The organism is Marinicella meishanensis, assembly GCF_019931145.1.
Taxonomy (GTDB): domain Bacteria; phylum Pseudomonadota; class Gammaproteobacteria; order Xanthomonadales; family Marinicellaceae; genus Marinicella; species Marinicella meishanensis.
In genome coordinates this window covers 1-16,284 of the sequence record NZ_JAIOUV010000004.1, presented here as the reverse complement: position 1 = coordinate 16,284, position 16,284 = coordinate 1, and the positions used below count along the sequence as shown (strand labels likewise).

Sequence of the window (16,284 nt, the reverse complement as noted above, 5' to 3'; positions counted from 1 at the left end):
GCCAGTAGGTCGCTGGTCATGACCCATTGAATGGCCGTTGATTTTGACTTTTGTGACCAGTTTTTCGGCTGAATTCCGAGTTAATTGATGGGGTGAGGTGGCATCGAGCTCGAACCAGACATCTGTCATGACTTGGCCATTTATGTGCAACTGGCTTGGCAACCTACGATGACTGGCATACAATGAACCGACCTGAGGCCCTGTCAATCCAGGTTTTGCGGCTGTTCGATGCCTCACCACAGATTGGGTTTTATCGCTGAGCAAAGGAGCATGACATGAAACAATTGATATTAATCGCACTGCTGACAGTGTCATTGAAAGCGTTGGCCGAAACCGAACGCTTACCGGGATCGGTTCAGGCTTTTTCTAATATGGGCAAAGCGGTGTCATTGCACCAGGGACGGGCATTGGTTGGCACACCTTATGGCCCACAAACGGGTGGTCCTGGGATGGTCGTTGACTATCGACTGGTAGACGGTTCCTGGCAACGACAAGACAATTTGTCTGCCGCCGATGGTAACGACGGTGATGGTTTTGGTTTCCATTTGGTCCAAGATGGGTCGCGGGTGGTGGTGGGTGCGCCTCGCGATAATACCTTGGTTGACCAAACCTTTCATGAACAACACGGCTCGGTGTATGTATTTGAACTGAATGAAGACGGTCAGTGGGAGCAGCAACAAAAACTGCTGCCACCGGTGCTTGCCTCAGAACTGTATTTTGGTTATCAAGTGGCGCTGCAAGACAACACCTTGATGGTGCAAGCAGACGAAGTGAATGGACCAGATGACACCAGTCCAGATGTGATCCATGTTTATCGGCAACAAGGCGGTACCTGGGAGTTGGTGGACACCATTCGGGTGCCAGACACCGCGGCCAATGAATTCTTGGGTGCCTGGGAAATGGTGCTGGATGGCAACCGTTTGTTCCTCAGTCAACAGATCAATGATGACGTGGCTCGGTCTGGCAAGGTTTTGGAGTATCAACGCCAAGGCCTGCAATGGGTTCAAGTCAATGAATTGATGTTGTCACCATTTGACAGCCATGATTTTTATGGCTATGCCGTGACGGTGTGGCAAGACCATTTGGCCATTGGAGCGCCGTCCACCAATGACGATGCAGGAGCGGTGCACACCTATCGCAAGGTGGCAGGCACTTGGACTTACCACCAGACTTTGGCCATGCCCACCGGGCAGACCAACCAGCTGTTTGGATATGATGTGGAAATGCAGAAGCAACAGTTGTTTGTGGGTTCCATCCATGATGAAGAGTTCGAAGGTGCGGTTTATGTTTATCGTTTGCAGGACGGCAACTGGGAATTGCAAGAACGGCTGGAAGCTGGAGACAATGACAACCACAACGATTTTGGCAATGCCCTCAGCGCCGATGGCGCTCAAGTGCTGATCGGGGCTGAATATTTGGGCACCCAACGCGGCGCGGCCTATATGGGCACGGTTGAACCTGCGGCATCAAGCCTGCCATTGAATGCGGGTTTGAATGGTGCTTGGTTCGATCCAATGATCCCGGGTCAGGGTATTTTTCTGGACGTCAATGCCGCCGCAGATTTTGCCTTCATGGGACTGTTCACCTACGACACCACAGCGGCCGATAATGAGTTGGCTGGCCTGATCGGCGCCCCTGGGCAGCGATGGTTGGTCGGCGCAGCCGGTATCGATCAGCACCAGGAGTCGATCCACTTTGATTTGTATTACGCCTATGACGGATTGTTTGATGATGCCCGTGAGGTGCAGGTTTCTGACACGGTGGCTTACGGTTGGTTGAGCATGCGCTTCAAAAGCTGCCTGGAAGCCGAAGTGACCTATCACATCACCGAACCCAACCTGTCGGGCTCGTTTGTGGTGACCCGACCAGCCGCCGGCAGTGGCACCTTGTGCACCGAGCTAGATACCGCTGCCCCCACAGCCGCCGATGATGACTTCAATTACGCCCTCAATGGCGGTTGGTTTAACCTGGCAACCGGTGGGCAAGGCCTGTTCATTGACAAATTCAAAGGCATCGACACGGCGTTCATGGGTTGGTTCACCTTCGACACCGAGTTGGCCGCCGCCAATACCAGCAGTGACATCGGGGCTTTGGGGCAGCGGTGGCTGGTGGGCACTGGCACCGTCGATCCGGAGGACTCGAATGTGCTCAACTATGAGCTGTATTACACCTACGGTGGGCGCTTTTTGGATGCCACCGAAGTGACGGTGATTGATCCGGGCAGTTACGGCGTGTTGCGGGTTGAGTTTGTGGATTGTGCCCAAGCGCGGGTGGAATACGACATCGGCGAAGGTGAATTGACCGGCTCCTATGACATGGTCCGCTCGATTCCTGATCCCAGCGGTTGTGCGGATGCCAACTGAGTGACAAACATTGTTGTTCGCCGGCCTTGAATTGACCTGGGTCAAACATGGGCTCATTTCAGGCCCAAATGGTGGGTTTGCGTGGTGCAAACGTGGGTTATTTGGTCGGGTTGCGGTATAATAACGAACGTTTGAATAAATACCCTCTACATTGAATACATTTGACTACATCGTGGTTGGTGCCGGCTCGGCCGGTTGTGTGTTGGCCAACCGCTTATCCGCTGATGGGAAACACCAGGTTTTGTTGATCGAAGCCGGCAGCAGCGATTGGAATCCTTTGATCCACATGCCCGCTGGGCTGGCCAAATTGGTTGGCGTCAAGTCGATCAACTGGGGCTATGAAACGGCCCCCGAACCCGAACTGAACAACCGCCGCCTGTATTGGCCGCGTGGTAAGGTCTTGGGTGGCTCTTCCTCCATCAATGCCATGTGCTATTGCCGCGGCCACCGCAAAGATTATGACCACTGGGAGGCCTTGGGGAACCCCGGTTGGGGCAGTGCCGATGTGTTGCCTTATTTCATGAAAAGTGAGAACAACCAGCGCCTGAAGAACGAATTTCACAGCGACGACGGTTTGTTGTCGGTGATGGACCACAAATACACCAATCCCCTCAGTGATGTGTTCCTGGATGCCGCAGCCGAGGTGGGCTATGACCGCACCGATGATTTCAACGGCCTCCGCCAACGGGGTTTTGGTTATTACCAGGTGACCCAGAAGGACGGTTCGCGTCACTCCACCGCCCAGGCTTTTTTGAAGCCAGCCCGCTCGCGGCCGAATCTGACGGTGTGGACCAAAACCATGGCTTTGAAGGTGTTACTCACCGGCAAGCGGGCCACAGGATTGCTGGTCAAAAAGGGTCGCCATGTCATTGAACTGGCCGCCAAGCAAGAAGTGATTTTATCCGGTGGGGCGATCAACTCGCCGCAGCTGTTGATGCTGTCTGGCATCGGCGTGGCCGAGGAATTGGCTGAACATGGCATCGACTGTGTGCATGACTTGCCTGGTGTGGGGAAAAACTTACAGGACCACCTGGACGTGTGCTTGGTGCAACGCTGCAGCCAAAAAATCACCTACGACACGGTCAGCGAAATCCTCTCCGGTTTGAAATACTACTTGTTCAAGGAAGGCCCAGGCACCTCCAACGTGGCCGAAGCCGGCGGTTTTTGGAAAACCCCGTTGGCCGAGGACGACCGCCCGGATTTGCAGTTTCACTTTGTCCCGGCCATCCTCGATGACCATGGCCGCAACCGCATCAAGGGCAATGGTTACACCTTGCACATGTGCGTGCTGCGGCCGGAAAGCCGCGGTGAAATCCGCTTGTCGTCGGCCAACCCGGAAGACCACCCGCACATCCAGGCCAATTACCTGCAGGTCGAACATGACCTGAAACTGATGCTGGAAGGCTTCAAAATTCAACGCAAAATTTTTGCCGCCTCGGCCTTCGACGCCTACCGCGACGATGAATTGTTCCCTGGCAGTGAGGTCCAGTCGGAAGCACAGGTGATTGAATTCATTCGCAACAAAGCCGAATCAATTTATCACCCCATCGGCACCTGTAAGATGGGTTCGGATGCGCTGGCGGTGGTTGACCACCACCTCAAAGTACACGGCGTCGAGGGCTTGCGGGTGGTGGATGCGTCGGCCATGCCAACCCTGGTCTCCGGCAACACCAACGCCCCCACCATCATGATGGCCGAAAAAGTCAGTGATCACATCATGAATGGTTGAGCTGGTGGTCAAAAGACTGCTGTGGGGCATTCCGGTCCTGTGGTTGATTTTGACCCTGACTTTTTTCTTGTTGCGCCTGGCCCCAGGCGGGCCGTTTGATCAAGACCGCGAACTCAGTCCGGCGGTCGAACAATTGATCGCCGAAAAATACCAACTGGATCAATCCTTGCCGGTGCAATACGCCCAATACCTCAAACGGGTGGTCAGCGGTGATTTGGGCCCGTCTTTTCAATACGCCGATTTGACCGTCAATCAATTGATTGGCCTGGGCTTACCGGTGTCCTTACAAATTGGCTTTTGGGCATTGCTGCTGGCCTTGTTGTTGGGTGTGGCTTTGGGTGCGGTGGCGGCATTGTACGCCAACCGCTGGCCAGACACCGTGGCCATGTTGACCGCAGTGATTGGCATCAGCACCCCCAATTTCGTCATTGCCCCTTTGTTGATTTTGTGGCTGGCGGTGCATTGGCAATGGTTGCCGGTGGGCGGTTGGTCTGGTGGCGAATGGCGGCATCTGGTGCTGCCGGTGGTGACCTTGAGCCTGCCTTACATTGCCGCCATCGCCCGTTTGGTGCGCGGTTCTTTGTTGGAAATCCTCAGCCAACCATTCATTCGCACCGCCCAAGCCAAAGGCGTGGCACCCAGCCGGGTGTTGTTGTACCATGCACTGCGTCCGGCGTTGTTGCCAGTGATCAGTTATTTGGGCCCGGCGGCCGTCGGGCTGATGACCGGGTCGGTGGTGATCGAACAAATTTTTGGCATCCCTGGCATGGGTCGATTTTTTGTGCAAGGGGCGCTGAACCGCGATTACACCCTGGTGTTGGGTGTGGTGCTGGTGGTCGGGGTGATGATGTTGTTGTTCAATCTGTTGGTCGATGTGTTGTACCGCTGGGTGGACCCCCGCACGGTGCCTACCGATGCCGCTGGAGCCCGAGGATGAAGCTGAAACTCGGATTGGCTTTGTTGGTGCTGGTGTTGCTGATGATTGGGGTGGGGCCGTGGTTCGGAACCCAAGACCCGGAAACCATCCACTGGGACCACATGGCAGCGGCGCCCGATGCCACCTTTTGGTTGGGCACCGATGTCATGGGCCGGGATGTTTATATGCGCACCTTGCTGGGCGGCCAGGTGTCGCTGTTGGTTGGATTGTTGGCCTCGTTGGTCAGTGTCGCGATTGGTGTCTGCTATGGCATGGTGGCCGGCTTCATCGGTGGCAAAACCGATGCATTGATGATGCGTCTGGTGGACGTGCTGTATGCCTTGCCGTTTTTGTTTTTGGTGATTTTATTGATGGTGTTCTTTGGCCAACACCTGTGGCTGTTGTTCATCGCCATAGGTTGTTATTTGTGGCTGGACATGGCCCGCATCGTGCGCGGCCAAACCTTGGCTTTGAAAGCCCAGCCCTTCGTCGAAGCCGCTGGGGCCATGGGCCAATCACCCATGACCATCCTGCGGCGACAGATCCTGCCCAACCTCAAGGGCGTGGTGGTGGTCTATGCCACCTTGACCATTCCGCAGGTGATCATGATTGAATCGTTTTTGAGTTTCCTCGGTCTGGGCCTGCAAGACCCGATGACGTCCTGGGGGGCTTTGGTCAATGAAGGGGCCAGTCACATGGAATTGGCGCCGTGGTCATTGTGGTTTCCGGCTTTATTTTTGTCCATGACACTGGTAGGATTCAATCTGCTGGGGGATGGTCTGCGGGATCGCTGGGATCCAACCAGCCAACAGCGCGCGAGCGACTCATGATCATCAACAACACCGAGCACACTAACAACCAGCCACCATGAGCCAAACCGATTCCAATTCATTGTTGCGCATTGCCGACCTGACGGTGCGGTTTCGCAGTGGCCATGCCGACATGACGGCGGTGAGTCAACTGAGTTTTGACATCCCCAAAGGCCAAACCGTGGGATTGGTCGGCGAGAGTGGTTCCGGTAAATCAGTCACCGCTTTGTCGATTTTGGGCTTGATTCCACAACCCCCCGGTCACATTGCCGGTGGCCAAATCTGGTTTCAGGATCAGGATTTGTTGGCCCTGCCGGAAAAAGCCTTGCGTCGCATTCGGGGCAACGACATCGCCATGGTGTTCCAGGAACCGATGACCTCTTTGAATCCGGTGTTTCGGGTCGGCTACCAAATTGCCGAAGTGTTGCGGCTGCACTTGAAGTTGAACAAAAAACAAGCCTGGCAACGAACCCTTGAACTGCTCGATTGGGTCGGCATTCCAGAGCCCCAGCGCCGCGCCCGCGCTTATCCCCATGAATTGTCCGGTGGGCAGAAACAACGGGTGATGATTGCCATGGCCATTGCTTGTGAGCCGCAATTGTTGATTTGTGACGAACCCACCACCGCTTTGGACGTGACCATCCAACAGCAGGTGTTGGAGTTGTTGCAAAACCTGCAACGCGAATTGGCCATGAGCATGCTGTTCATCACCCATGATTTGGCGGTGATCGCTGATTTGGCCGATGAAGTGGTGGTGATGTACCGCAGTGAAAAAGTGGAGCAGGCCGCCACTGCTGACATCTTTCGCCAAGCCCAGCACCCATACAGCCAAGGTTTGTTGGCTTGTCGGCCCAAATTACACGACAACCCCAAACGCCTGTTGACGGTGGCCGATTTCCTTGGCCCTGATGGCCAAGCCAAACAACCGGTGATCGAAGCCGCCGCGCCCAAGCCCGACAAAACCCAGCAAGGCGTGTTGTTGGAGGTGCGCGACCTGAAAACCCACTTCCCCTTGAAATCGGGCCTGTTTGGTCGGGTCAATGACCACGTCAAAGCGGTCGATGGGGTCAGTTTTCAGGTGCACAAAGGTGAAACATTGGGCTTGGTCGGCGAGTCGGGTTGTGGCAAGACCACCCTGGGCCGAACCATTTTGAATCTGCAGGCACCCACCGCCGGTCAGGTGCACTTTGATGGCATCGACGTGTTTGCCCAAAACCCCAAACAAATGCGCCAACTGCGCTCGCGGATGCAAATCATTTTCCAGGACCCCTACGCCTCACTCAACCCGCGCATGACCATCGGCCAGGCCTTGATGGAGCCGTTGCGCATCCATCGCCCCGATGACTGCCAGGCACTGCGGCAGGAGCGGGCGGTGTCGTTGTTGGAGCAGGTCGAGTTGAACCCAGATCATTTGAGCCGCTTTCCGCATGAGTTTTCCGGCGGCCAACGCCAACGCATCTCCATTGCCCGCGCGCTGGCGGTGGATCCTGAATTCATCGTCTGCGATGAATCCGTCTCGGCCCTGGATGTGTCGGTCCAGGCACAGGTGTTGAACCTGTTGTTGGACCTGCAAGAACAGCGACAACTGACCTACATTTTCATTTCGCATGATTTGTCGGTGGTGAACTTCATCGCCGATCGGGTGGGGGTGATGAACCAGGGTCGAATCGTCGAATTGAACACCGCCAAAGCGATCTATCACAACCCGCAAAATGCCTACACCCAAAAACTGCTGGACGCGATCCCCAAAGGGGAACCCAAAATACGACCCAAAGGCCAAACCACTGGGATTATCACCTGAGACCATGAAACTGATCAAACCATCAATGGCCTATCAAAGCAGTTACCTCAGCTACATCGCTGAGTTGGGTGATGAAAACCGCCACCCGTTCCCTTTGGATTTTGCGCACCGTGATTTCGCTGCTTTGTTGCAAAAAATCCAAGCCTATGAAGACGGTGTGGACTTGCCCGAATCGTTTGAACCCAGCAGCACGTTTTGGCTGATTGAAGGCGATGAAATCATTGGCATGTCCAACCTGCGCCACCGCTTGAACGACGTGTTGCGGCATTCCGGTGGCCACATTGGCCTCGGCATCCGCCCTTCGAGGCGGGGGCAAGGACTGGGTTCTGAATTGCTGCGCCTGACCCTTGAGCAAGCCTGGAAGCGGGGCATCAACCCGGTGCAAGTGCATTGTTACGAACACAACCACGCCTCGGCCGGCATGATCCAGGCCAATGGCGGCCTGCTGGATTCCACCATCACCGACGAAGACGGCCACCGCGTGCAACGGTATGTGATTGACCTGGAATAAACATTGAACAAAAAGTGAAGTCATCCCGGGTGCAGTCGGCCGTTGTCATTCCAAATTTGCACGACACACCCACATCCATGTGGCGGCCGTTTCAGCGTCCTGCTCACACGGCACACCTCCGTCCATGGAGGCGAGGGATATGACCAATAATATGTATAACTGTCTGAGTAAGGTGCATGCTTAATGAAATTTCTCCACTCGTTTCACTCGGTCGGAATGACGGGTTCTTTCTCTTTATGGGTTCACAAGGGCAAGTTCCTTCTCATACGTCATTCCTGCACAAGCAGGAATCTACAACATGACACGCAGATAACATCTCAGATGCAAGGATGAAGATCATTAACGCTGATCTCATATGTAAGACCCCAACGAAAAAAACACCCCCATAACAAAAAAACATTTGCCATTGACTTTCAAAGCATGTTACTTTACGCCCAAGTGAACACAAAAACATGATGAAACACAACTTCGAACAAAACCTGAAATCCATTCAAAACAACACTGTGAACAGTGCTGTGGTTGTTCGTCGTCGCCGTCCGGTAAAGCGTATGGAGCTCTTTGGTTAGGCGTGTGATTCAGTAAAACAAGAATTTTAAAAACCCGGCCAAAGAGCCGGGTTTTTTAATACCCGCGCTTTTTGGCTTTATCAAGACAGGAAAAACGATGATAAAGCACTTTCTCAGCACCGAAGACTGGTCCCAAGCGGACCTTGAGGGCTTGTTGGCCGATGCCGGCTACCTCAAACAACAGCCGATCCAAAATCACCTGCATGGCCAATCCATTGCCTTGCTGTTCCTCAACCCTTCGATGCGCACGCGGACTTCATTTGAGTTGGGCATGCAACAACTGGGCGGCACCGCCATCGTGTTACAACCCGGTAAAGACGCCTGGGGCATTGAGTTCGAGCCAGGCGTGGTTATGGATGGCGCCGCGGAAGAACACATCGCCGAAGTGGCCGGGGTGTTGTCGTCCTATGTGGATATGATCGCCATTCGCGCCTTTCCCCAATTCCAGGATTGGTCCATTGATCGCCAGGATGCCACCATCAAAGCCCTGGCGGCCCACGCTGCGGTCCCGGTGATCAACATGGAAACCATCGTCCACCCTTGCCAGGAGTTGGCGCTGATGATGACCATCAAAAACCACCTGAAACAAGTCAAGCAGAAAAAATTCCTGCTGACCTGGACCTACCACCCCAAACCCCTGAACACCGCGGTGGCCAACTCGGCTTTGTTGATGACCTCGAAGTTTGGCATGGATGTGACCTTGCTGTGTCCCAATGAACACTACCTGCTGGATGACCATTACCTGGCCACGGCCCAGGCCCAATGCGCTGCCCATGGCGCCAGTTTCACCGTTACCCACGACATCAAAGCGGCCTACCAAGACGCCGATTTTGTTTATGCCAAGAGCTGGGGCGCACTGCCGTTTTACGGTGATCCGGAAACCGAGTTCAAACACCGTGAACCGTTCAAACACTTCATCGTTGACGGCGCCAAGATGGCGCTGACCAACCAGGCCAAATTCAGCCACTGTTTGCCCTTGCGCCGCAACGTCAAAGCCACCGATGAGGTGATGGATGCCGACTACTGCGTGGCGCTGGAAGAGGCCGAAAACCGCTTGCATGTGCAAAAAGCGCTGATGCTGAATTTAATGAACCAATCAATCAAAACACAGGAACCATCATGAAATCCAAAACCATTGTACTGGCCTTTTCCGGCGGACTGGACACCTCTTACTGCCTGCATCATTTGGTGCAACAAGGCCGCCAAGTGCACACCGTGCTGGTCGACGCCGGCGGCATCGACGCCGACGAGCTGCATGCCATCGAACAACGGGCTCTGGCCTTGGGCGCAACCGAGCACCACACACTCAATGCCCAACAAGCCATCTGGGACCAATTCGTCAAACCCCTGATCTGGTCCAAAGCCCGCATGCGCGGTGAATACCCTTTGCTGTGTTCAGATCGCTATGTGATTGTCAGCCTTTGCTTACAGTTGTGCGATCAGCTGAACACCCCGTATTTTGCCCACGGTTGCACCGCCATGGGCAACGATCAGTTCCGTTTTGATCAAACCGTGCACTCGCTGGGTGATTACCAGATCATCGCCCCGATTCGGGATTTGCAAGCCGAGATCCAAGGTAATGTTCGGGACCATGAATTGGCGGTGTTGCAGCAGGCTGGCTTTGCCATGTCGGCGCAACACCAAAAGTATTCGATCAACGAAAACATGTTGGGCGTGACCATTTCGGGCAGTGAGATTGACACCTTTGATCCACCCGGACCCGAAAGTGCCTGCTGGGTCAAAGCCAAAGCCGATTGGCCCGCCGAACCCCAAAGCTGGACCTTGACCTTTGAACAGGGTGTGGCCTCCGCGCTCAATGGCCAGTCCATGGCCGGTCCAGAGTTGTTGCACACCTTGAACCAGCAGTTGGCCGCTTGTGGCATTGGCCGCCACATTTACACCGGTGATGTCAGCGTTGGTTTGAAAGGGCGAATCGTGTTTGAGTGTCCCGGCATCGATGGTCTGATGCAAGCGCACAAGGCCTTGGAAGACTTGGTCAACTCCAAATTCCAAAACCAATTCCGCACCCAAGTGGCCGAACGCTGGGGCGAGCTGGTGTATCAAGGCTTTTTCTATGAGCCGCACAAGCTCGATCTGGAAGCCTACTTGCAGCATTCCCAGTCTCATGTCACTGGCACCGTTACCCTGTCTTCGGCCGGTGGCAGCCTGTTGGCCACCGCGGTGGATTCACCGTACATCATCCAAGCGCCCCAAGCGGTCTATGCGCAGTCCTGTGACTGGACCCCGGAAGAGGCCTTGGGCTTCATCAAACTCACCGGCCAGGGCGCGACCCTGGTCAACCAAGTCAGGAGGGCCTCATGAACCAAGCCGCCAAAAACATCGATTTGACATCGACCCAGGACCCGATTCAACATTTAATTGAGCAACACCTGGCCATGCTGATCAGTCACGACACCTGCAACCCACCGCGTGAAATCGCTTTCACCGATCCCTTGTTCGTGGCCTTGGAAGCGTTTTTCAAAGGCCAGGGCTTCACCGTGACCATGGCCGATTTCGGTCAGGGTCGGGTGGCGTTTTACGCGCTGCGCGGTCAGCCAGACGTGCTGTTCAACGTGCACCTGGACACGGTGCCGGTGAGCGGTGGTTGGACCCACGATCCATTCACCTTGACCCAAGTCGATGGTCGCTATTTCGGGCGCGGTGTGTGCGACATCAAGGGCGCAGCGGCCTGCTTGATGGCCTTGGCCGAGACGGCTGAACAGCCGATGGCGGTGTTGTTCACCACCGACGAGGAGGGCACCAACGCCTGCTGTGTGGAACAGTTCATCCTCGATCACGACCTGTCGGTGTTTCAGCAGGTGGTGGTGGCCGAGCCCACCGGGTGTCAGGCGGTGTTGCAACACCGGGGATACGTCTCGGCCCATGGTCAGTTCAGTGGCATCAGTGGTCATTCATCATCGGTTGGGGCCTTGACCGGCAATGCGGTGCACCAAGCCAGCGCTTGGCTGCAGCAAGCCACTGCCATGGCGGCCACCGAACAAACGGCAGACAACCCAGCCGGTATTTGTTTCAACCTGGGTTACATCCAAGGCGGCGAGAAGAACAACATGATCGCCGAACAATGCCAATTGGGCTTCAGCGTGCGGGTGCCAGCCGGCCAGTCCTCTGAACAGGTTTATGCGCAGTTGATCGCAAAAGCCCTGGAAGCCCAATGGCACACCACCCTGATGGCGCCGTCCTTGCCGGAAAACCAGGCTTTGGCCGAGCAGTCCCAGCAGTACTGTCAGGCCCATGACTTGCCCATCGGTGCGCCGGTGGATTTTTGGACCGAGGCGGCCTTATTCAGCCAAGCCGGGGTGCCGGCCCTGGTGCTGGGACCGGGCGACATTGCCCAGGCGCACACCACCGACGAATGGGTGGCTGTGGCGCAGTTACACCAATGTTATCAATTGTATGCAGGATTGTTGTCATGAAATCGAATTCTAAACAACTGAATCAGGCCAAACACCTGAGTCAGGCGGCCAACCACCAGGCCATTTTACAGAGCGCGCTGTTGCAGCTGACCAACAGCCAGGAAGCGCGGCATTATTTGAACCGCTACCACAGTCAAGACGAGATGCGTTTTGCGGTGGTCAAAGTCGGCGGCGGCATTTTGGACCAAGAATTGGAGCAGCTGGCCGAGTCGTTGGCCTTGTTGGCCAATCTGGGCCTGGCCCCCATTGTGGTGCACGGTGCCGGGGTGCAGCTGGACCAGGGTTTGGCGGCGGCCGGCATCGACAGTCAGAAAAAAGCCGGCATCCGCGTCACCGATGCGGCCAGCATGGCGGTGATTCGGCCGATCATGTATCAGGTCAACCAACAGTTGGTGGCGGCTTTGGAACAACAAGGCGTGCGGGCCAGCGGTGTGGTGCACGGGGTGTTCGAAAGCGAATACCTGGATGAGGCCGAGTATGGCCTGGTCGGTTCGGTATCGAAGATCCACCTGTCACCGATCAAACAGGCTTTGCACAGCGGCGCCATTCCGGTGCTCAGTTGTTTGGGTGAAACCAGCAGCGGCCAGGTGTTGAACATCAACGCCGATGTCGCCACCCGCGAACTGGTGTGGCAGGTCAATCCGCACAAAATCATCTTCGTCACCCCCACCGGTGGGGTGTTGGATGCCAATGACCAGATCATTTCGGCGATTCAGTTGCACAACGATTTCGAACAGTTGATGCAACAAGACTGGGTGCACTCTGGCATGCAACTGAAGCTGACCCAGATCAAAGAATTGCTCGAGCCCATGGGCCCGGGCCATTCGGTGTCGATCACGTCGAGTAAGAACCTGGCCCGTGAGTTGTTCACCCACCAAGGGGCTGGCACCTTCATCAACCTCGGTGAACGCATCACCGAACACGACACCCTGACACCGTTTTTGCAACAGCAATTGGTCGGCATTCTGCAAAACGCCTTTGGCCGCACCTTTCGAGCCGGATTCTTGGGTGGTCTGCCCATCAAGAAGGTGTACATCGCCGAATCGGGCCGGGCCGCGGCTTTGATCACCGCAGGCGAGCATGGCCATGCATACCTGCACAAATTTGCCGTGACCCGCGAAGCCCGCGGTGAAGGCTTGGCCGCCACCTTGTGGCAGCAGATCAAGCACAACCACCCACAACTGTATTGGCGCTCCCGCGCCCACAACGAGATCAACACCTGGTATTTCAAACAAGCGGATGCGTCCATGAAGTCGGCACAGGTAAAAACCAAGCCTACAGACAACGATTGGGTGGGCTTTGCCTGTGGTTTGAGCCCCCAGGAGTCCTTACACTGTTTGCAGCAGGCCTTCACCGAAGATTCGGGCTGGGAAGGCGCAGCAACCCCATTGCCGGAGCAAAGTCATGGCTGAGCCGATCAAAGCCGCCATCTTGGGCGCCCGCGGCCATGTTGGGGTGGAGTTGATTCAATTGCTGGATGCACACCCACAGGTGCAATTGGTCGCCGCCTACTCGCGTTCACACGCCGGTAAGCCGGTGCAGCAGATGGTGGCTGGCTTTTCCGACCCGCATTTGGCGTATGCCGATGGACCAATTGCAGACCTGCCAAACCATGACTTGGACGTGTTGTTTGTGGCCTTGCCCGATGGCCTTGCCAAACAGCACACGGCGCTGTGGCAACAAATGGCCCCGAGGACCCTGATCATCGACCTCAGTGCCGACCACCGCTTTGATGATGATTGGACCTATGGTCAACCCGAGACCTGTGAACAGTCCCTGGCCATCGCGCGCCTGATCGCCAACCCCGGTTGTTATGCCACCGGATTGCAATTGGGTTGGTACCCCTTGTTGCCCTACCTGCAAGACAACGATCACGATGTGCCGACCGCCTTTGGGGTGTCGGGTTACAGCGGGGCTGGCACCACGCCTTCGGACAAAAACAACCCCAAGCGCTTGGCCGATAACCTGTTGGCCTACAAGCCCACCGACCACACCCATGAGCGGGAAGTGACCCGGGTGCTGGGGCGACCGATCCGTTTCATGCCCCACGTGGCGGCGCATTTTCGCGGCATCCACCTGACTTTGTCTGGAAAACTGAATTTGACGTTGACCGCCGAAGAACTGTTCAAGATCTACCAACAGTTCTACGCCGATTGCCCCTTGATCCAGGTGCAAACCACCGCCCCAGAGGTCCAACAAATCGCCCAACAGCACGGTGTGATCATCGGTGGCTTTGCCGCCTCCCAGGCCGAGCCGGGCCACCTGGTGTTGAACGTCTGTCTGGACAACCTGCTCAAAGGTGCGGCCACCCAAGCCGTGCAAAACATGAACCTGGCCTTGGCCGCCAGCCACCAAACCCAAGCCTTTACCGGAATAATATGATGAACCCCAAAACGCTTCAAACCTCCAACCAATCAAGCCAAACCACACAAACACTCGATGCGGTGCTGTGGTCAGCCCAAGAAAACACCCTGCCACCGGAAGTCATGGCTTACCTGGCCGGGGCCGACGTCGAACTGGACCAAGCCTTATTCCTGTATGACATCCAGGGCACGCTGGCCCACCTCAAAGGCCTGGCCGCCATTGAGCTGATCAGCGCCGCTGACTTGAGCCAATTCGAGGCCGCCTTGGCCCAACTGCAACAGGCTTTCATCAAGCAGGAGTTTGTGCTGGACAGCCGCTTTGAAGACGGCCATTCAGCCATCGAGTTCTGCCTCACCGAACAACTGGGCGAACTGGGCAAGAAAGCCCACACCGGCCGTTCAAGGAACGACCAGGTGCTGACCTGTCTCCGGTTGTTCATGAAAGACCAGATGGGCGGACTGAAAGGTGAAGTGGTGGCGGTGATCGACACTTTGCTGAACCTGGCCAAGGACCACACGGACACCCTGATGCCAGGTTACACCCATCTGCAACGGGCGATGCCGACCACGGTCGCGGTGTGGTTGCTCGGCTTTGCCGAAGGCTTGCTCGATGACCTGCAACAGCTCAATGCACTCGGCGAGCTGCTTGATGCCTCACCCTTGGGCACCGCCGCCGGTTTTGGTGTGCCATTGCCCTTGGCCCGGGAATTGACCGCCGCGGCCATGGGCCTGTCGCGGGTGCAGGTCAATCCCGTTGCCGCACAAAACTCGCGTGGCAAGTACGAACTGATGGTGCTGCACCAGCTGTCTTATTTGATGTCTGATGTGCGCCGTTTTTCTTGGGACCTGAGCCTGTTCATGACCCAGGAGTTCAATTTCATCGGCCTGAAAAACACCCACACCACCGGCTCCTCCATCATGCCGAATAAGAACAACCCCGATGTGGTCGAAATCATGCGCGCCAGCCAAGCCGTGGTCGACGGCGCCGCCGCCCAGGTGCATGCCCTGCTGTCTCTGCCCAGCGGCTACCAACGCGACCTGCAATTGTCCAAAGAACCCTTGATCAAAGGCCTCAAAGCCACCCGCGACACCTTCGTCCTGTTGCCTGGCCTGCTCGAAGCCCTGGTGTTCAATACCGATATCATGCAAGCCGCCATCACCCCCGCAATGATGGCCACCGACCAAGCCCTGGCCCAAGTCCAACAAGGCCAAAGCTTCCGCGACGCCTACCTCGCCTCCAAAGACGGCCAAACCCCCATCACCCCCGAACAATCCATCCAAGCCCGCGTGTCCCTCGGCGGCGCCGCAAATTTGGGCTTGGAGATTTTGGAGGAGCGATTGGAGGGGCTTACTCAATAGGGTGTCATCACCACTGTGATTAATGGGAATTAACCATGTGGCTGTGATAAACCAATCAAACCGTCATCCTCGGGCTTGACCCGGGGATCCATTTTGTGTGCATTAAGTGTTATATTGTGAAATGATGTCTTTTTTGTTAATTTTTTATGGTACATTTAAAAACGTGTGAAAAAATTATATTTTTAGTTGGGGAATTTTAATGACACTCCTTGAGTGGACAGCATCAATAATTAGTTCTTTGGCGTGGCCTGCTACTGTATTAATAACTACTTTGTTACTCCGGAAACCACTTTCTCAAGTAATTCTTACTATTTCAAAAATTAAGTATGGAAAATTAGAAGGTGAATCGCCCCGGGTTTACCGGAGAGTTTTTTACTTGAGTCATGCCGCATTGGCAGACTCACCAGTTGATGCATAATACATCATTTCTTTT

General features: G+C 55.5%; 12 protein-coding genes. All 12 read left to right on the top strand.

Features of this window, described 5'->3' with window-relative positions; translation table 11 throughout:
- Positions 1-275: 275 nt before the first annotated feature.
- The 12 genes from K7G70_RS07230 to argH all read left to right on the top strand — a co-directional run bounded on the left by K7G70_RS07230 (position 276) and on the right by argH (position 15,851).
- Positions 276-2,363 carry an FG-GAP repeat protein gene (locus tag K7G70_RS07230; RefSeq protein ID WP_223787948.1) on the top strand — a complete coding sequence of 696 codons (2,088 nt, stop codon included), beginning with the start codon at positions 276-278 and terminating at the stop codon, positions 2,361-2,363.
- Between the two features lie 151 nt (positions 2,364-2,514).
- Positions 2,515-4,092 (top strand): GMC family oxidoreductase, encoded by a 1,578-nt coding sequence (locus tag K7G70_RS07225; RefSeq protein ID WP_223787947.1) that lies wholly within the window; start codon positions 2,515-2,517, stop codon positions 4,090-4,092.
- A complete protein-coding gene (locus K7G70_RS07220) occupies positions 4,085-5,029 on the top strand; it encodes an ABC transporter permease subunit (RefSeq protein ID WP_223787946.1) in 945 nt (314 codons plus the stop codon). Before K7G70_RS07225 ends, K7G70_RS07220 begins: the two co-directional genes overlap by 8 nt.
- Positions 5,026-5,838: an ABC transporter permease gene (locus K7G70_RS07215; RefSeq protein WP_223787945.1), complete on the top strand. Its 813-nt coding sequence runs from the start codon at positions 5,026-5,028 to the stop codon at positions 5,836-5,838. Before K7G70_RS07220 ends, K7G70_RS07215 begins: the two co-directional genes overlap by 4 nt.
- Before the next feature lie 37 nt (positions 5,839-5,875).
- Positions 5,876-7,618 (top strand): ABC transporter ATP-binding protein, encoded by a 1,743-nt coding sequence (locus K7G70_RS07210; protein WP_223787944.1) that lies wholly within the window; start codon positions 5,876-5,878, stop codon positions 7,616-7,618.
- A gap of 4 nt (positions 7,619-7,622) precedes the next feature.
- Positions 7,623-8,129: a GNAT family N-acetyltransferase gene (locus K7G70_RS07205; protein ID WP_223787943.1), complete on the top strand. Its 507-nt coding sequence runs from the start codon at positions 7,623-7,625 to the stop codon at positions 8,127-8,129.
- A 663-nt stretch (positions 8,130-8,792) separates the two neighbouring features.
- On the top strand, positions 8,793-9,818 hold the full coding sequence (locus K7G70_RS07200) for an N-acetylornithine carbamoyltransferase (RefSeq protein WP_223787942.1): 1,026 nt from the start codon (positions 8,793-8,795) through the stop codon (positions 9,816-9,818).
- Positions 9,815-11,017 (top strand): argininosuccinate synthase domain-containing protein, encoded by a 1,203-nt coding sequence (locus K7G70_RS07195; RefSeq protein WP_223787941.1) that lies wholly within the window; start codon positions 9,815-9,817, stop codon positions 11,015-11,017. The genes K7G70_RS07200 and K7G70_RS07195 overlap by 4 nt, the downstream gene beginning before the upstream one ends.
- Positions 11,014-12,129, top strand: a complete 1,116-nt coding sequence (locus tag K7G70_RS07190; protein WP_223787940.1) for an acetylornithine deacetylase — start codon at positions 11,014-11,016, stop codon at positions 12,127-12,129. The genes K7G70_RS07195 and K7G70_RS07190 overlap by 4 nt, the downstream gene beginning before the upstream one ends.
- Complete coding sequence (locus K7G70_RS07185) at positions 12,126-13,541, top strand: acetylglutamate kinase (RefSeq protein ID WP_223787939.1); 1,416 nt, start codon at positions 12,126-12,128, stop codon at positions 13,539-13,541. The genes K7G70_RS07190 and K7G70_RS07185 overlap by 4 nt, the downstream gene beginning before the upstream one ends.
- Positions 13,534-14,511 (top strand): N-acetyl-gamma-glutamyl-phosphate reductase, encoded by a 978-nt coding sequence (gene argC, locus K7G70_RS07180; RefSeq protein WP_223787938.1) that lies wholly within the window; start codon positions 13,534-13,536, stop codon positions 14,509-14,511. The genes K7G70_RS07185 and argC overlap by 8 nt, the downstream gene beginning before the upstream one ends.
- Positions 14,511-15,851: an argininosuccinate lyase gene (argH, locus tag K7G70_RS07175; RefSeq protein WP_223787937.1), complete on the top strand. Its 1,341-nt coding sequence runs from the start codon at positions 14,511-14,513 to the stop codon at positions 15,849-15,851. Before argC ends, argH begins: the two co-directional genes overlap by 1 nt.
- Positions 15,852-16,284: the final 433 nt, after the last annotated feature.